Consider the following 17,660-nt stretch of genomic DNA (forward strand, 5'->3'; position numbering starts at 1 on the left):
ATCTAACACACGGATTTTTCAGGCACGCCGCTGTCGCCCGGCAATCTTTACATTCAACCGCGGCGCGGAACTGCTACGCTTCTCGACGGTTGATTTTTACTCACCAGGGGGGCGGATGCCGTGTGTGGTAAGTCTGTCTTGAAGCAGTGGTAGTGAAAAGGTACATGATATGAGTAGTGCAACGATGGCAATTTTGACCATCGGCGTTGTGCCGCTGGCGGGAGTGTTGCCGCTCCTGACCGAACATATCAGGGAAGAACAGATCACCCACATTAGTTTGCTGGGCGATATGACACATGCTGAGGTAACCAAAGAGTACGCGGTGGGTGACGGCGAGCAGGGCCTGCTGACCTTGCTCAATGATAACCAGCTGGTGATGGTATCGCGGCAGAAAATTGAACGCGATATCCGCAGCGTGATCGCGATGCTGGATCGGCAGAACTATGATGTGATCCTGTTGCTTAGCTCCGAACAGTTAAGCGGTTTTACCACCCACCATGCGATCCTTCTTGAGCCGCAGCGGATCATCCCGCCGCTGGTGGCGTCGATCGTCGATGGGCATCAGGTGGGGGTGATCGTGCCGGTGGAAGAGATCATGCCTATGCAGCGGCAAAAGTGGCTCTCGCTGGAAAAGTCGCCGTACTACGCGCTGGCCAACCCTTTTACCGGCAGCGACAGTGAGTTATTAAGCGCCGGCAAAACGCTGCTGGAGCAGGGCGCCGACGTGCTGGTCCTCGACTGTCTCGGTTACTATCAGCATCACCGCGATGTGTTACAAAAAGCCCTGGACGTCCCGGTTTTGCTGTCGAATGTGCTGGTTTCCCGACTGGCGGCAGAACTATTGGTCTAATGTGTTAATTTCACGTGACAGGGGCAAGGAGCGCCCCCTATATTGAGCCTTTAACCGACGATCAGAAGGGCTTGTTTATGCTTCAAAGCAATGAATACTTTGACGGAAAAGTGAAATCCATTGGCTTCACCAGCAGCAGTACCGGTCGCGCCAGCGTTGGCGTGATGGCGGAAGGGGAATACACCTTTGGTACGGCGCAGCCGGAAGAGATGACGGTGGTCAGCGGGGCGCTGAATGTCCTGCTGCCGGGTGAGACTGAGTGGAAAGTTTACGCCGCCGGCGAAGTTTTCAATGTGCCAGGCAACAGCGAATTTCATCTGCAGGTGGCTGAGCCAACCTCTTATCTGTGCCGCTATCTGTAAGCCAGAGTGACACCCGGCGCCTGCCGCCGGGTTGTTTTTTCCTTCCTGCCTGGCAGGAAGGAAAGCGGCGCTTAGCGCTGCGCTTCGCCGCCGAGCCCTTCTACCAGGCTTTGGATCAGGGCAGCCAGCTCGCCGGTCATTAAGATAAAGTCGGCGTCAAAGCGCTGGGCGAAATCCTCCCGATCGATATCTTCGTTTTGGTCACGTAATTCATCGCAGAACTTGAGGCGCTTAATTGACGCATCGTCGCAGATCACAAACTGAATACGCTGCTGCCAGTCCAGCGCCAGCTTGGTGACGACCTTCCCGGCCTCAATGTGCACGGCGATTTCGTCGCTGACCAGATCCTGTTTCTTGGCGCGGATCACGCCGCCATCTTCCAGCATCGCTTTCAGCTCGGCTTCATCCAGCAGCTGGAAGCCCTGCGCCACGGTGCCGGAGCGGACCCATTCGGTCAGCGTCAGCTCAATCGGATTCTCCAGGGTCAGCGGCACCACCGGCAGCGAGCCGAGGGTTTTACGCAGCAGGGCCAGCGTGTCTTCCGCTTTCTTCGCGCTGGCGCAGTCGACCATGATCAGGCCGTTGACGGTATCGATCCACATCATCGTCTGGCTGAAGCGGCTGAAGGCGCGCGGCAGCAGCGAGTGCAACACTTCATCTTTCAGGGAATCTTTCTCGGTCTTCTTCAGCTTGCGGCCCTGATCGGCTTCCAGCTTCTGGATCTTCGCCTCCAGCGCCTGCTTGATCACCGGCGACGGCAGGATCTTTTCTTCTTTACGCGCGCAGATAACGATCTGGCCGTTTGCCGTATGCGTCAGCGCGTCGCTGTGCGATCCCATCGGCGACACCCAACCGGTTTTCGCCATATCCTGGCTGCCACACGGGGTAAATGTCAGCTCGGCCAGCTGTTTTTCCATCTCCTCGGCGCGCAATTCGATATCGCGGCTGAGACGGTAAACCATTAAATTTTTGAACCACAGCATGATAATTTCCACGGCTTTGTCGTTAAATCAGGCGGGCATGATAGCGAATTGTCGCTATGCTTGCATTGTTAATCGGGGTGAGGAGCTGAGCGTGCGTATTGGTATTGATTTAGGTGGAACAAAAACCGAAGTGATAGCCCTGAGCGACCAGGGAGAGCAGCTGTTTCGCCACCGGTTACCCACGCCGCGTGAGGACTACCGGCAAACCATCGAGACTATCGCCACCCTGGTAGCGATGGCCGAGCAGGCGACCGGACAGCAGGGTACCGTGGGGATGGGCATTCCTGGCGCAATTTCGCCCTATACCGGGGTGGTGAAAAACGCCAACTCGACCTGGCTCAACGGCCAGCCCTTTGATAAGGATCTCAGCCTGCGCCTTGAGCGTGAAGTCCGGCTGGCCAACGACGCCAACTGTCTGGCGGTGTCGGAGGCGGTGGACGGCGCGGCGGCGGGGGCGCAAACGGTGTTTGCGGTGATTATCGGCACTGGCTGCGGCGCCGGGGTGGCGCTCAACGGGCGGGCGCATATCGGCGGCAACGGTAACGCCGGCGAGTGGGGGCATAACCCGCTGCCGTGGATGAACGACGATGAGCTGCGCTATCGTGCGGAAGTGCCCTGCTACTGCGGTAAACAGGGATGTATCGAAACCTTTATCTCCGGCACCGGCTTTGCCACCGACTACCAGCGGCTGAGCGGCAAGGGGTTAACTGGCAGCGAGATTATGCGTCTGGTGGGCGAAGGTGACGAAAAGGCCGAACTGGCGCTGAGCCGCTATGAACAGCGGCTGGCGAAATCGCTGGCCCACGTGGTGAATATCCTCGACCCGGACGTTATCGTGCTGGGCGGCGGGATGAGCAACGTCGAGCGTCTGTATCAAACGGTACCGGACCTGGTGAAGCAGTGGGTCTTCGGCGGCGAGTGTGAAACGCCGATCCGCAAAGCGTTGCACGGTGACTCCAGCGGAGTACGCGGCGCGGCCTGGCTGTGGCCGCTCCAGGGGACCTGAACCGCTCCCCCTCACCCCGGCCCTCTCCCTGCAGGGAGAGGGAGAAAAGCGGTACGGTGCGGGTGGTAGAGGCAGTGGCCGGGAACCCCTCATCCTGCAGGGAGAGGGGAATCGCAATAGCGTGCGAAATTACAGACCGGCGCCGGACGGTTCCCTCTCCCTCCGGGAGAGGGTTAGGGTGAGGGGACATCGCAATAATTCAGACCTCACTCCACCGCAAACACTCTGTCCAGCCGACTGTAGCCCAGGCCATTTATCTTCTTCACTTTGATCTGCACCGGAATACGTTCCTTCATTGCCTCCACGTGGCTGATCACCCCGATAATTTTGCCACTGGCGTTAAGGGCATCCAGGGCGTCCAGCGCCGTATCCAGCGTTTCGCTGTCGAGGGTGCCAAAGCCTTCATCGAGAAACAGGGAGTCAATCCGTGTCTTATGGCTCACCAGGTCTGACAGCGCCAGGGCCAGCGCCAGGCTGACGAGGAAACTTTCGCCGCCGGAGAGGGTGCGGGTGTCGCGCACGGCGTCGGCCTGCCAGGTATCGACAACCTCCAGCTCCAGCGCCTCGCTGGCCTTGCGTTGCAGCAGATAGCGGCCGTGCAGGCGGTTGAGCTGCTGGTTTGCCAGCCAGACCAGATTATCGAGGGTCAGCCCCTGGGCGAATTTGCGGAACCGGTCGCCGGTGCTGGAGCCGATCAGCGAATTCAGATAGCCCCAGTCGTCCGCCAGCTGCGCCGCCTCTGCAATCTGCTGCCCCAGCGCCTGCTGCTGCTGGCGGCTTTCATTATCCTGCCTGAGCTGCTGGCGGATCTCACCCTGACGGGTCGTGTTGTCCCGCAGCCGCTGGGCCAGGGCGTGCAGCTGCGTTTGCAGGGTGGGGCCGTCCGCGTCTGATCCTTGCGGCCGCAGCGCCAGATGCGCCTGTTGCTGCTGAGTCGCCTGCTCGCAGAGCACCGTCGCTTGCTGAAGCTGCTGCTCAAGCGACTGTTTTAACTGCGTCAGCCGCTGGGCGGTCTCGTCATCCAGCAGTGCGGCGAGGAACGCCTCCCGATCGTTGAAGCGGCTGGCGGCCAGGGCAGTCGTGAATTGCGTCTGTGACTGATGTACGCGCGCCGTTTCTTCGGTCTCCAGTTGCTGCTGGGCGACAAGCTGGCTGTGCAGCGACAGGCATTCCTCGTGGATTTCGCGCCAGTTGTCCGGGATCACCGGCTCAGCCTCCGCGTCATCCTCATCGCCGGGCGGCAGCGTATCGAGCAGCGGTTTCAGGGCGGCGATCTGCTCCTGGAGCACGCCATGCCGCGTCTGTTGCGCCTGCCACCGGGCAAATTCGCTTTCGCGAGCGTGCAGCCAGGCGGCTTCTGCGCCTTCTTCCGGCAGGCTGAGCGACAGCGTCTGCAGGGCGTTCTCCAGCCCCTGGCGCGTGGTCTCCAGCTGCTGGTGAGCCTGGCGCTCCAGCGCTTGCTGGTCGTTGAGCTGGCTCTGTAACATCAGACGCTGGCTGAGCTGATAGAGCTGCTGCTCGTAGCGCTCCTGCTCCTGCATCCAGTCGTTTATCTCTTGCGCAATATCCCGCGTGACCTGCAGAGCGGCGCAGGTTTCCTGCCACGCTTTAGTGAGCGCTTGCTCTTCCTCTGTGAGCCGCCGGGCCGCTTCGGTCTCACGCTGGAGCTGCTGCGTCAGGGCGTTGACCTGCCCGAGGACCAGCAGACCTTCTTCTTTCAGCGCGGCGACCTCTTTTTCCAGCGCGTCGCGGCGGCGCTGATTATCCGTGACCGTTAGGGAGGCGTATTGCTCAATCGCCGGATGTTCACAGGATCCGCACAGCGGGCAGGGCTTCCCCGCCTCAAGCCGGGCGCGGTAACCTTCCAGATCTTTAATCGTTTCTTCCCGCTGGCAGAGCGCCTTCAGGTCGAGATAGTGCTGGTTTTTGTCTTTATATTGCTCCCGACGTTGCGTCAGGGTGGCATTGAGTTTTGCCTGCTCCGTTTGCGCCTGCTGGATGTTCTCGGCGCTCTGCCGCAGGCGTTTGTGCAACTGCTGATGCTGTTCATGCAGGGAGAGCAGCCGCTGGCGCAGCGGCCGCGATTGCGTTTGCTGCGCCATCGCCGCCGCGACTTCCTCTGCGGACAATGACAGGGAGCTGGCCGGCAGAGCGCTTAGTTTCTGGCGCAGCGCGGCCAGGCGGGTGGTCTGAGCCGTTAGCTGCTGTTTATCGCGCGTCAGTTGCGAGAATTGCGCCCGCCAGCCGGCAATCTCCTGGCCCCATAAGCGGAATCGGTCATGGGCCGCCAGCCACTGCGCCAGGTCCGTCAGTTCAGCCTGACGCTGCTGCTGAGCGAGCAGGGCGCTGCGGCGGATGCGCGCGCGCTGCGCGGTGCAGGCAAGTAAGCGAGCATTTACTTCGTTGATCCGTTGCCGGGTTTGCGCCAGACCTGCCACCTGTTCCTGCTGACGCTCCCACAGGGGGCGCAGTTGGGCGGCCGGCTGGGCCAGCTCAAGCTTCGCCAGCGCCGGGGCGGCGTCGGTCAGCGCCTGGCGGGCCTGCTGCTGCCGGCTAACCGCCTGCTGGTGCTGCTGCGCCAGCTCGTCGCAGCGCGTCAGCCACTGAAGCTGCTGTTGCTGGTTTTGTTGCTGCGTTAGCAGGGTTTTTTCTTCGTCAGTGAGTACCTGCAAACTTTCCTGCAGCGCCTGCTGCTGCGCTTCCGTCAGCAGAACGATGCCCGCCGCCTGGGCTTCGAACTTCTCCAGCGCGTGGCGAGCAGCTTTGTGCTGTTCGTAGACCATGGCCGAAATCTGGCCGTAGATTTCCGTGCCGGTCAGCTCCTCCAGCAGCTCCGCGCGATCGCTCGGCTTCGCGTTCAGGAAGGCGGCAAATTGTCCCTGGGAAAGCAGCATCGAGCGGGTGAAACGGCCATAGTCTAGCCCGGTGAGCGTCGCGGTTTGCTCCAGTTTGTCCGAGACCTTATCGGCGAGGATTTTGCCGTCGGCGCAGCGTGCCAGCTCGACGCGGGGCGCCTGCAGATTGCCATCCGGTTGGTTGCGTGCCCGGTTCTGGCTCCAGAAAGCGCGGTAGGCGGTGCCTTTGACTTCAAACTCGACTTCCGCCAGACATTCGGCGGTATCGCGGGTCATCAGGTCATTTTGCGACTGGGAAACTTTATTCAGGCGCGGCGTCTCGTGATAAAGCGCCAGGCAAATGGCATCGAGCAGGGTGGTTTTGCCGGCGCCGGTGGCGCCGGTAATGGCGAACAGGCCGTTGCTGACGAACGGCTCGGCGGTAAAGTCTATCTTCCATTCACCCTTCAGGGAGTTGAGGTTTTTCAGACGCAGACTGAGGATTTTCATGCGTTTTCGTCCTCCGCGGTGAGCGTATGCAGCGTATGGGTGAACAGCTCGTGCAGCCGGGCGCGCTTGTCATCGTCAATCTCGGTCAGCGCCAGCCGGCGCTCGAACACCTCTTCCACCTTCAGTTCGCTAAGGGTCTCCCGCTGGGCGTTGAGCAATATTTTCTCGCGCTGCTCGCGGCTGCGTCGTACCAGCAACACTTCCACCGGCAGATCCTCCGTCAGCGCCTGAATATGACGCTGAATATCGTGCAGGTAGTCCTCGGTGGTAATTTCGATATCCAGCCACACCGGCGGGTCCTGCTCGACGCCGCGCCACTGCTCCAGCTGGGCGGTGATGGCGGCCAGATCGCCTTTGATCACTGCCAGCGGCTGGGTCACGGGCACCTCCAGGGTTTCCACGGCGCTGAGGCGCCCGTCGTTAAAACTCACCAGGTGCACCGATTTGGCTTTGCCGGTTTCATCGAAGCTCAGCGGCAGCGGCGAGCCGCTGTAGCGGATGTGCTCGCAGCCACCGACCACCTGCGCCCGATGAATATGGCCCAGCGCAATGTAGTCGGCAGGCGGGAAGTGTTGCGCCGGAAAGGCATCCAGCGTGCCGATGTAAATGTCGCGGACGGCATCGCTTTTGCTGGCGCCGACGGTGGTCAGGTGGCCGCTGGCAATGATGGGCAGCGGCCGATCGCCGCGCAGCGCGCAGGCCTGCTGATACTGCTCCTGATAATAGTCGCTGATGGCGTGCAGTAGCTGTTGCTGTTTTTCCCGACCGGAGTGGCCGGCCTGACTGGTAACCAGCTCGCGGGGGCGTAAAAACGGCACCGGGCAAAAGATGGCGCCAGGGGTGCCGTCGCGCAACGGCAGCTCAATGGGCGCGTAGCCGGCGTTCGCCACCACGGTGGTGTGCAAAAAGGCGAGAATATCGCGGGACTCATTGAGCATCGCCACTGAATCGTGATTGCCCGCCAGCACCACCAGGCGACAGCCGGTCTGCTGCAACTGGACGACAAAACGGTTATACAGCTCGCGGGCATAGCTCGGCGGCGAGCCGGTATCAAAAATATCGCCAGCCACGATAATGGCGTCGACTTCATGCTCCTGCGCGCGGGCCAGCAGCCAGGTAAGAAAAGCGTCGTGTTCTGCCGCGCGGCTTTTGCTGTAAAAATTCTGGCCCAAATGCCAGTCGGAGGTGTGAAGGAGGCGCATAAATCTTCCCTAGCGAAAAAAGCATGGGCGGCAGTATATCATTTGTCGGCGCGGGGTAAGTCCGCGTCATGCTTCAAATTACCCGATCATCAGACCGTCATTTTTTTCATAAATCTGTCACAAAAGTGACGCATAATGACGCCGCACTTCTATACTGATGGCTAAAAAACACAGGGTAAATAATGGCGAGAAGAATTCTGGTCGTTGAAGATGAAGCTCCAATCCGCGAAATGGTCTGCTTTGTTCTGGAGCAAAATGGCTTTCAGCCCGTCGAGGCGGAAGATTATGACAGCGCGGTGAATCAACTCAATGAACCCTGGCCTGATTTGATTCTCCTTGACTGGATGCTGCCGGGTGGTTCGGGGCTGCAGTTTATTAAGTTGCTCAAGCGCGAGGCGATGACGCGGGATATCCCGGTTGTGATGCTGACCGCGCGTGGAGAAGAAGAGGATCGTGTTCGCGGCCTGGAGACCGGCGCGGACGACTACATTACCAAGCCTTTCTCACCGAAAGAGCTGGTGGCGCGAATCAAAGCGGTGATGCGCCGTATTTCGCCGATGGCGGTGGAAGAGGTGATCGAAATGCAGGGTCTGAGCCTCGACCCTTCGTCGCATCGGGTGATGACCGGCGACAGTCCGCTGGACATGGGGCCGACGGAATTTAAATTATTGCACTTCTTTATGACCCATCCTGAGCGAGTGTACAGCCGCGAGCAGCTGCTGAACCACGTCTGGGGAACCAACGTCTATGTGGAAGACCGCACGGTGGACGTCCATATTCGCCGCCTGCGCAAAGCGCTGGAACACAGTGGCCATGATCGCATGGTGCAAACGGTTCGCGGCACGGGGTATCGTTTCTCCGCCCGTTTCTGAATTTTGACAGGAGTGTGACCCGTGCTGGAACGGCTGTCATGGAAAAGGCTGGCGCTGGAGCTCTTTTTAGCGTGTATTCCGGCCCTGATTCTGGGGGCGTTTGTGGGTCATCTGCCGTGGTTTTTACTGGCGGCAGTGACCGGTTTGCTGATCTGGCATTTCTGGAATTTGATGCGCCTGTCGTGGTGGTTGTGGGTGGATCGGAGCATGACTCCTCCGCCTGGACGCGGCAGCTGGGAGCCGCTGCTGTATGGTCTGCATCAGATGCAGATGCGTAATAAAAAGCGTCGACGCGAGCTGGGAAGCCTGATTAAACGCTTTCGCAGCGGGGCGGAATCGCTGCCGGATGCGGTTGTACTGACCACGGAAGAGGGGGCCATTTTCTGGTGTAATGGCCTGGCGCAGCAGATTTTAAACCTGCGCTGGCCGGACGACAGTGGCCAAAATATTCTCAACCTCCTGCGTTATCCCGAGTTCGCCAACTATCTGAAACAGCGTGATTTTTCTAAGCCACTCAACCTGGTGCTGAATAACGCTCGCCATCTGGAAATTCGCGTGATGCCTTACACCGATAAGCAGTGGCTGATGGTGGCGCGCGACGTGACGCAGATGCATCAGCTGGAAGGGGCGCGGCGGAACTTTTTCGCCAACGTCAGCCATGAACTGCGCACCCCGCTGACGGTGCTGCAGGGCTATCTGGAGATGATGCAGGAGCAGGTACTGGAGGGGGCGACGCGGGAAAAAGCCCTGCACACCATGCGAGAGCAAACTCAGCGTATGGAAGGGCTGGTGAAGCAGTTGCTGACGCTGTCGCGCATTGAAGCCGCGCCGGCGCTGGCGATGAATGACCGCATCGACGTGCCGATGATGCTGCGGGTGGTGGAGCGCGAGGCGCAAACTCTCAGCCAGGAGAAACAGACGCTGATCTTCACCGTTGACGAGCAGCTCAAGGTGTTGGGTAATGAGGAGCAACTGCGCAGCGCCATTTCCAATCTGGTCTATAACGCGGTGAACCACACCCCGCCGGGGACCGAAATTCGCGTCAGCTGGCAGCGGACCCCGCAGGGGGCGCTGTTCAGCGTCGAGGATAATGGGCCAGGCATTGCGCCAGAGCATATTCCCCGTTTGACCGAGCGTTTTTATCGGGTGGATAAAGCTCGCTCCCGGCAAACGGGGGGCAGCGGTCTGGGACTGGCGATCGTCAAACACGCGGTCAACCATCATGACAGCCGGCTGGAGATCGACAGCACGGTGGGCAAGGGAACCCGTTTTAGCTTCCTGCTCCCGGAACGATTAATTGCCAGAAACGACGCCTGATCGGCGTGCTGTCAGCTTATCTTGCCAATGACCAGCCCCGGCTGGTCATTTTCGTTGGCATCCCTTTTTTCCTCGCCTATTTAATGAACGCGTGCTGCTTTTTTGTTCGCATGATAAGCCACGGGTTTTCCATCAATATGGTAAATGATTCTGGTGTGAAACTGATAACCAGCATAATCATCTGCTTTTGCGATCGTGCCTTGCTTTAAAACGTTATAAGCGTTTAAATTGCGCCTGCGCAGTCGATGACAGACTGCTTTTGCGTGGTAATACCAAAAACAATTCTTTCCCACGCCGCTTCGGGAGCATATCTCGCTGAGTTTACCGGCAATGGCCGCTGTATCGTCCCTGAGAGGGGAGCGCGGTATTTTTCCATTTTTTACAACACCACATCCACAGGCAGTAATGAATTTATGACCCATCAGTTAAAATCTCGCGACATCATAGCGTTGGGCTTTATGACCTTCGCGTTGTTTGTTGGCGCAGGCAACATAATTTTCCCTCCGATGGTTGGCTTACAGGCGGGCGAGCACGTCTGGACAGCGGCGATCGGCTTCCTGATCACTGCGGTGGGTCTGCCGGTGCTGACGGTGGTGGCGCTGGCGAAAGTCGGCGGCGGCGTTGAAAGCCTGAGCACCCCGATTGGTAAAGTGGCGGGTATCCTGCTGGCGGTGGTGTGTTATCTCGCGGTGGGACCGCTGTTCGCGACCCCGCGCACCGCGACCGTCTCCTTTGAGGTCGGTATTGCGCCGCTGACCGGCGACGGCCCGCTGCCGCTGCTGATCTACAGCGTTATCTATTTCGCGCTGGTGATTCTGGTCTCCCTCTATCCGGGCAAACTGCTGGACACCGTGGGCAACTTCCTTGCGCCGCTGAAAATTATCGCCCTGATTGTGCTGGCGGTCGCGGCCATCATCTGGCCAGCGGGCCCGATCAGCGACGCGCTGGAAGCGTATCGTACGGCGCCATTCTCCAATGGCTTCGTCAACGGCTACCTGACCATGGATACCCTCGGCGCGATGGTGTTCGGGATCGTGATTGTCAATGCGGCACGCTCCCGCGGCGTCAGCGAAGCGCGTCTGTTGACCCGCTACACCGTCTGGGCTGGCCTGATGGCAGGCGTTGGCCTGACGCTGCTGTACCTGGCGTTGTTCCGTCTGGGTTCTGACAGCGCCACTCTCGTGGACCAGTCCGCCAACGGCGCGGCCATTCTGCACTCCTACGTGCAGCACACCTTCGGCGGGGCGGGCAGCTTCCTGCTGGCGGCGCTGATCTTCATCGCTTGTCTGGTGACGGCGGTGGGCCTGACCTGCGCCTGCGCCGAGTTCTTTGCCCAGTATCTGCCGTTCTCCTATCGCACGCTGGTCTTTATCCTTGGCCTGTTCTCGATGGCGGTCTCCAATCTGGGTCTGAGCCATCTGATTCAGGTGTCAATTCCGGTGCTGACCGCTATCTATCCGCCGTGTATCGCACTGGTTGTATTAAGCTTTACCCGCAGTTGGTGGCATAATTCGTCCCGCGTTATCGCACCGGCCATGTTTATCAGCCTGATGTTTGGTATCATTGACGGGATTAAGTCATCGGCGTTTGCCGCGATTCTGCCGGCCTGGACCGCGCGTCTGCCGCTGGCGGAGCAGGGCCTGGCCTGGCTGATGCCCACCGCCGTGATGGTGTTCCTCGCGGTGATCTGGGATCGCGCAGCCGGACGTCAGGTGACTTCCAGCGCCCATTAACAGGCGTTAAGGAAAAGCGTTTAACCACGGGACTTCGGGTTCCGTGGTTTTTTATTTTTTGTGTTAAACGGCATTGAAAAACCACGATGGAAAGTAGTAACAAGCTTAAGCGCGGGCTAAGCACCCGGCATATTCGCTTTATGGCCCTGGGTTCCGCCATCGGCACCGGGCTTTTTTACGGCTCAGCCGACGCCATTAAAATGGCCGGACCCAGCGTGCTGTTGGCCTACATTATCGGTGGCGTCGCGGCATATATCATTATGCGGGCGCTCGGTGAGATGTCGGTGCATAACCCTGCCGCCAGCTCATTTTCCCGCTATGCCCAGGAAAACCTCGGCGGACTGGCGGGCTATATCACCGGCTGGACCTACTGCTTCGAAATCCTGATCGTCGCCATCGCCGACGTCACCGCCTTCGGTATCTACATGGGCGTCTGGTTCCCGACGGTGCCGCACTGGATCTGGGTGCTCAGCGTGGTACTGATCATCTGCGCCGTCAACCTGATGAGCGTCAAGGTGTTTGGTGAGCTGGAGTTCTGGTTCTCGTTCTTCAAAGTGGCCACCATTATCATCATGATCCTTGCCGGGTTCGGCATTATTATCTGGGGGATCGGCAACGGCGGCCAGCCGACCGGCATTCATAACCTGTGGAGCAACGGCGGCTTCTTCAGCAACGGTTGGCTGGGGATGGTGATGTCGCTGCAGATGGTGATGTTCGCCTACGGCGGCATCGAAATCATCGGTATTACCGCCGGTGAGGCGAAAGACCCGGAGAAATCCATTCCGCGCGCGATCAACTCGGTGCCGATGCGTATTCTGGTGTTCTACGTCGGCACACTGTTCGTCATTATGTCCATCTATCCGTGGAATCAGGTGGGAACCGACGGCAGCCCCTTTGTCCTGACCTTCCAGCATCTGGGCATTACCTTCGCGGCCAGTATTCTTAACTTCGTGGTCCTGACAGCCTCCCTGTCGGCGATTAACTCCGACGTGTTCGGCGTGGGCCGTATGCTGCACGGTATGGCTGAGCAGGGCAGCGCGCCGAAGGTGTTCGCTAAAACGTCGCGCCGCGGTATTCCGTGGGTGACGGTGATGGTGATGACTATTGCGCTATTGTTTGCGGTGTATCTCAATTACATCATGCCGGAAAACGTCTTCCTGGTGATCGCCTCCCTGGCCACCTTCGCCACGGTGTGGGTGTGGATTATGATCCTGTTGTCACAGATTGCCTTCCGCCGCCGTCTGTCGCCCGAAGAGGTCAAGGCGCTGAAATTCAAAGTGCCCGGCGGAGTGGTGACCACGGTAGTCGGCCTGGTGTTCCTGGCCTTTATTATCGCCCTGATCGGCTATCATCCGGATACCCGTATCTCGCTGTATGTCGGTATGGCGTGGATCGGCCTGCTGCTGCTGGGCTGGGTCTTTAAGACCCGTCGCGATCGCCGTCTGGCGCAGGCACAGTAAATGCACCGCCCTGGTCAGCATCATGCGACCGGGGCGGCTTGCAGTCCCGCGTCCTCCCCCGTTATCCTCCCCCAAAAAATCCTGTGATGATGAGTTCTGCGCCTGACGGCTATGGCAAGGTGTGCCCATTCTGCACAATGAGGATTCACGATGTTGAAGGCATGGCACCTTCCGGTTGCACCCTTTATCAAGGTGCAACAGGACCGACTGTTTATTACCCTGTGGTTAAGCGGTGAGTCGCTGCCGCAGCGGATCACGCTGCGCGCGGAAGAGGATAACGAAGAGCTGTCGCTGCCGATGCAGCGGCTCCGTCAGGCGCCGCAGCCAGGCGTGGTGGCATGGCGCGGTGAAATCTCTCTCGCCAGCGGCCAGCCGCGCCGCCGCTACAGCTTTAAGCTGCTGTGGGCCGACCATCAGCGCTGGTTTACGCCACAAGGTTTCACCCGTTTCCCGCCGGCCAGGCTGGAACAGTTTGCCATTGACCTGCCGGACGCCGGCCCGCAGTGGGTGGCCGATCAGGTGTTCTATCAGATTTTCCCCGATCGCTTTGCCCGCAGCGCCGCGCGTGACGCCGACCAGGATGCGGTCTATTACCATCACGCGGCGGGACGGGAGATTGTGCGCAAGGCATGGGACGAACCGCTAACCGGTGAGGCGGGCGGGTCGACGTTCTACGGCGGCGATCTCGACGGCATCAGCGAAAAACTTCCCTACCTGAAGCAACTCGGCGTCACCGCCCTCTATCTGAACCCGGTTTTCGCCGCCCCCAGCGTGCATAAATACGATACCGAGGATTATCGGCGCGTCGATCCGCAGTTTGGCGGCGACGCGGCGCTGCTCCGGCTGCGGCACAACACCCAGCGGGCGGGGATGCGCATGATCCTCGACGGGGTGTTCAACCATACCGGCGATTCCCATCCCTGGTTCGACCGACACCAGCAGGGCAGCGGCGGCGCCGGCCATTATCCGGACTCCCCGTGGCGCGACTGGTTTACCTTCTCAGAGGAGGGGCAGGCGCACAACTGGCTGGGCTATGCCAGTCTGCCGAAGCTCGACTATCGCTCGACCAGCCTGGTCAACGAGATCTATGCCGGCGAGGACAGTATCGTACGCCACTGGCTGAAGGCGCCGTGGAGCATGGACGGCTGGCGTCTGGACGTGGTGCATATGCTGGGCGAAGGCGGCGGGGCGCGGAATAACCTGCAGCATATCGCCGGCATCACTCAGGCGGCAAAACAAACGCAGCCGGAAGCCTTTGTCTTTGGCGAACATTTTGGCGATGCGCGACAATGGCTGCAGGCGGATGCCGAAGATGCGGCGATGAACTATCGCGGCTTTACCTTCCCGATCTGGGGATTCCTCGCCAATACCGATATCTCTTACGATCCGCAGAAGATAGACGCCCAGACCTGCATGGCGTGGATGGATAATTATCGCGCCGGGCTGTCGCATCAGCAGCAGCTGAGGATGTTCAACCAGCTCGACAGCCATGATACGGCGCGCTTTAAATCTCTCCTTGGTAAAGACGTAGCGCGCCTGCCGCTGGCGGTGGTGTGGCTGTTTAGCTGGCCGGGCGTACCGTGCATCTACTACGGCGACGAGGTGGGCGTGGATGGCAACAACGATCCGTTCTGCCGCAAACCGTTCCCGTGGGATCCGGCGCTGCAGGATACCCAGTTGCTGGCGCTGTATCAGCGGATGGCGAAACTGCGTAAGGCCCAGCAGGCGCTGCGCTACGGCGGCTGTCAGGTGATTTACGCCGAGGATAACGTGGTGGTGTTTGTCCGGGTCTACAAACTGCAGCGCGTGCTGGTGGCGATTAACCGCGGGGAAGCCTGCGAGGTGGTTATCGAGGATTCGCCGCTGCTGAACGTGGCCGGGTGGACGCTGCTGGAAGGCGCCGGCGCCTTTCAGGACGGGGTGCTGACCCTTCCGGCCATCTCCGCCAGCGTCTGGTCCGGCCGTTAACGGTAGAGCTGGCTCAGCAGGTCGCCGCGGAGGAGCGCCTCCCGCCACCAGCGCTGAGCCAGCCCGTCATTCCCGCTGCGCCAGGCCATGTAGGTGATATCTTTTTCCCGCCAGCAGGCGACGCTTTTCTCCACCAGACTGCCTTTTTCCAGCCACGGGCGAGCGATATGGCGCGGCAGAAAGCCGCAGCCCAACCCGGCGCACAGCAGTTCGACTTTACTGGCGAAATCATCGACGCCGATTTGCGGCTGCTCGTCGAGGAGATTGCTGTTTAGCGGATGGCAATAACGGGCGCTGTCGCGGATCACGATGGCCCGATGTTGGCTGAGCTGTTTATTGGTCAGTGGCTCCTTCGCCTGAGCCAGCGGGTGGGCGGGGGCAACCACGAAAATATTATCCAGTGCGCCGAGGGTTTGCCATGACCACTCTGCAGAGGTCGGAGGCTCATTGATGGCGCCGAGGATAATATCCGCGCCATGGTGGGTCAGCTCTTCCCACGAACCGGCGAGGGTGTGATGACTGAAGTTCAGCCGCGTCTGCGGGTTTTGCGCATAAAATTCGGCGATCAGCGGTAGCAGGGCAGAAAAGGGAAACGAAGCATCGAGAGCGATCGCCAGCTCTCGCTCCCAGCCCGCGCTCAGCTGCTGCGCCTGCTTTTCCAGATCTCTGGCGGCGCTCAACAGCTGCCGTCCCTTCTCCAGCATCAGCCTACCGGTATCGGTAAACTTCGCCCGGTGGCCAGAGCGATCCAACAGCACAATATCCAGATCGCTCTCCAGCTTCTGGATCATATAGCTCAGGGCGGCGGGGGTTTTATACAGCGACTCCGCGGCGGTGGCGAAGGACCCGTGTCTGTCCAGGGCATCAAGGATCATGAGTACATCAAAATTCACACGCATGGGGGAGCTATCCATTAATTTATTTTCCCTTGTTGTACCTAAGCACAATAATCAATGCCAGTGAATAAATCAGAACAGTTTGGCGTAAAAATTTGATTAATGCGGATGCGAGCAAATCCTTGCTACGGGCAAAAAAATAAACCACAAAAAAACTTTAATAACTTGTTAGAAATAACTGGCTATACTCACCATGCTTTATCAGTCAGGATCCACACGACACATTAACCATCATGTCATCTTTTTAACTCATTGATTAAGAAGGTATTTAATGTCTATTCGTGAACTGCTCGATCCCACTAATTCCGCACTTATCTTTATTGACCACCAGCCGCAGATGTCATTTGGCGTGGCGAATATCGATCGCCAGACCCTGAAAAATAACACCGTGGCGCTGGCGAAAGCGGGCAAAATTTTTAATGTGCCGGTGATTTATACCTCCGTAGAGACCAAAAGCTTCAGCGGTTATATCTGGCCGGAATTATTGGCCGTGCATCCTGACGTCAAGCCGATTGAACGTACCTCAATGAACTCCTGGGAAGACGACGCGTTTGTGGCGGCGGTGAAAGCGACCGGCCGTAAAAAGCTGGTGATTTCCGCCCTGTGGACCGAAGTCTGCCTGACCTTCCCGGCGTTGATGGCGCTGGAGGCGGGCTACGAGGTCTATGTGGTGACGGATACCTCCGGCGGCACCTCTGTCGACGCCCATGAGCGGTCTATTGACCGGATGGTGCAGGCGGGGGCGGTACCGGTGACCTGGCAACAGGTGCTGCTGGAGTACCAGCGCGACTGGTCGCGCAAAGCGACCTACGATGCGGTGATGGACCTCGTACGCGAACACAGCGGCGCCTACGGGATGGGCGTGGATTACGCTTATACCATGGTGCATGGCGCGCCGGAGCGTAAAGCGTAAATCACTTCATCCTTCAGGCTGCCTGATCTTCGGCTGCGTTTACCCGTCCCCGGTCGCTGACTTATCTCCGCTCAGGGGGACGTGCCGGCTTGCCGCCTTGACGTAGCATGAATGATGTTGTGTATGGTCATCTGTGGCTAATGGCGGGAACAATCCCGCCATTCCCCTGAAGCAAGGAACTCTCTATGGCGCAGCAAAAATCGGTGACCCTGGTCATCAGCCATCTGCTCGATCCGCAACACGGCCAGCGCTACGAGGAGTGGCTCGGTAAAATTATGCCCATTGCGGCCGAGTTTCCCGGCCATCTCGGCGCGAATGTGATCCGGCCCGCCGCAGGGCAGAATCTGTGGAGCGTCATAATCCGCTTCGATACCCTGGAGCACCTCTACGCCTGGACGCAGTCGGAAACCCGTCGGCAGCTGGTGGCAGAGATTGCGCCGTTGCTGACGGAAGGCGATCGGACGGAGGTGCGGACCGAGCCGGCCTTCTGGTTTACCCCGCCGACGGCGAACGTGCGCCAGCCGCGGCGCTGGAAACAATTTCTGATCACCCTGCTGGTGATTTTTCCCAGCACCAACCTGGTGCCTGCGGTCACCGGTATGCTGTTGCCGTCGCTCAAAGGGAGCCTGCTGCTGCACCTGATCAATGATGCCTGCGTGGTTGCGCTGGTGGTCTGGTTCTGGATGCCCATCGTGACCCGCCTGTTTGCTGGCTGGTTAAAGAAAAACTGAGTCAGCCTCCTCAAGGAGTGCGT

General features: G+C 59.3%; 15 protein-coding genes. 10 read left to right on the forward strand and 5 right to left on the reverse strand.

All coding sequences use genetic code 11. The features are described from left to right. Positions 1-169: 169 nt before the first annotated feature. Positions 170-850 carry an AroM family protein gene (locus tag SPE70_RS05115; RefSeq protein WP_008805351.1) on the forward strand — a complete coding sequence of 227 codons (681 nt, stop codon included), beginning with the start codon at positions 170-172 and terminating at the stop codon, positions 848-850. Between the two features lie 77 nt (positions 851-927). After that, a complete protein-coding gene (ppnP, locus tag SPE70_RS05120) occupies positions 928-1,212 on the forward strand; it encodes a pyrimidine/purine nucleoside phosphorylase (RefSeq protein WP_002890284.1) in 285 nt (94 codons plus the stop codon). A 71-nt stretch (positions 1,213-1,283) separates the two neighbouring features. On the opposite strand, the gene rdgC is transcribed toward ppnP, so the two are convergent. Further along, complete coding sequence (gene rdgC / locus SPE70_RS05125) at positions 1,284-2,195, reverse strand: recombination-associated protein RdgC (protein ID WP_100676212.1); 912 nt, start codon at positions 2,193-2,195, stop codon at positions 1,284-1,286. Positions 2,196-2,286: 91 nt separating this feature from the next. On the opposite strand from rdgC, the gene mak reads away from it, so the two are divergent. Further along, a complete protein-coding gene (mak, locus tag SPE70_RS05130) occupies positions 2,287-3,201 on the forward strand; it encodes a fructokinase (protein ID WP_012542714.1) in 915 nt (304 codons plus the stop codon). Between the two features lie 206 nt (positions 3,202-3,407). On the opposite strand, the gene sbcC is transcribed toward mak, so the two are convergent. Then, positions 3,408-6,545 (reverse strand): exonuclease subunit SbcC, encoded by a 3,138-nt coding sequence (sbcC, locus tag SPE70_RS05135; RefSeq protein WP_136047491.1) that lies wholly within the window; start codon positions 6,543-6,545, stop codon positions 3,408-3,410. Continuing rightward, positions 6,542-7,747: an exonuclease subunit SbcD gene (gene sbcD / locus SPE70_RS05140; protein WP_012542712.1), complete on the reverse strand. Its 1,206-nt coding sequence runs from the start codon at positions 7,745-7,747 to the stop codon at positions 6,542-6,544. Before sbcD ends, sbcC begins: the two co-directional genes overlap by 4 nt. Positions 7,748-7,929: 182 nt before the next feature. Between sbcD and phoB the strand changes: the two genes are divergently transcribed. Together phoB and phoR are read left to right on the forward strand one after the other, a co-directional pair. After that, complete coding sequence (gene phoB / locus SPE70_RS05145) at positions 7,930-8,619, forward strand: phosphate response regulator transcription factor PhoB (RefSeq protein ID WP_002890343.1); 690 nt, start codon at positions 7,930-7,932, stop codon at positions 8,617-8,619. A 21-nt stretch (positions 8,620-8,640) separates the two neighbouring features. After that, positions 8,641-9,936 carry a phosphate regulon sensor histidine kinase PhoR gene (gene phoR, locus SPE70_RS05150; RefSeq protein ID WP_012968845.1) on the forward strand — a complete coding sequence of 432 codons (1,296 nt, stop codon included), beginning with the start codon at positions 8,641-8,643 and terminating at the stop codon, positions 9,934-9,936. Positions 9,937-10,016: 80 nt separating this feature from the next. On the opposite strand, the gene SPE70_RS05155 is transcribed toward phoR, so the two are convergent. Beyond that, positions 10,017-10,358 (reverse strand): hypothetical protein, encoded by a 342-nt coding sequence (locus SPE70_RS05155; protein ID WP_153242733.1) that lies wholly within the window; start codon positions 10,356-10,358, stop codon positions 10,017-10,019. Here SPE70_RS05155 and brnQ point away from each other — a divergent pair. From brnQ to malZ, 3 genes are all read left to right on the forward strand, one after another. Further along, a complete protein-coding gene (gene brnQ, locus SPE70_RS05160) occupies positions 10,350-11,669 on the forward strand; it encodes a branched-chain amino acid transporter carrier protein BrnQ (RefSeq protein WP_008805357.1) in 1,320 nt (439 codons plus the stop codon). The two genes, SPE70_RS05155 and brnQ, sit on opposite strands and share 9 nt — an antisense overlap. 86 nt (positions 11,670-11,755) lie before the next feature. Further along, positions 11,756-13,129 (forward strand): proline-specific permease ProY, encoded by a 1,374-nt coding sequence (gene proY, locus SPE70_RS05165; RefSeq protein WP_008805358.1) that lies wholly within the window; start codon positions 11,756-11,758, stop codon positions 13,127-13,129. 150 nt (positions 13,130-13,279) lie between these two features. Beyond that, entirely contained in the window at positions 13,280-15,097 is a 1,818-nt protein-coding gene (malZ, locus tag SPE70_RS05170) for a maltodextrin glucosidase (protein WP_022066310.1), read from the forward strand. On the opposite strand, the gene SPE70_RS05175 is transcribed toward malZ, so the two are convergent. Next, entirely contained in the window at positions 15,094-15,996 is a 903-nt protein-coding gene (locus tag SPE70_RS05175; protein WP_012968843.1) for a LysR substrate-binding domain-containing protein, read from the reverse strand. The two genes, malZ and SPE70_RS05175, sit on opposite strands and share 4 nt — an antisense overlap. 268 nt (positions 15,997-16,264) lie before the next feature. Between SPE70_RS05175 and SPE70_RS05180 the strand changes: the two genes are divergently transcribed. Both SPE70_RS05180 and SPE70_RS05185 read left to right on the forward strand, forming a co-directional pair. Further along, positions 16,265-16,906, forward strand: coding sequence for a hydrolase (locus tag SPE70_RS05180; RefSeq protein ID WP_002890357.1), 642 nt, complete (start codon positions 16,265-16,267; stop codon positions 16,904-16,906). 185 nt (positions 16,907-17,091) lie between these two features. Further along, positions 17,092-17,637, forward strand: coding sequence for an antibiotic biosynthesis monooxygenase (locus SPE70_RS05185; RefSeq protein ID WP_008805362.1), 546 nt, complete (start codon positions 17,092-17,094; stop codon positions 17,635-17,637). The last annotated feature ends 23 nt before the right edge of the window (positions 17,638-17,660 follow it).

The sequence above is a fragment of the Klebsiella sp. ZJOU C1 genome (genome assembly GCF_035620215.1).
Taxonomy (GTDB): domain Bacteria; phylum Pseudomonadota; class Gammaproteobacteria; order Enterobacterales; family Enterobacteriaceae; genus Klebsiella; species Klebsiella variicola.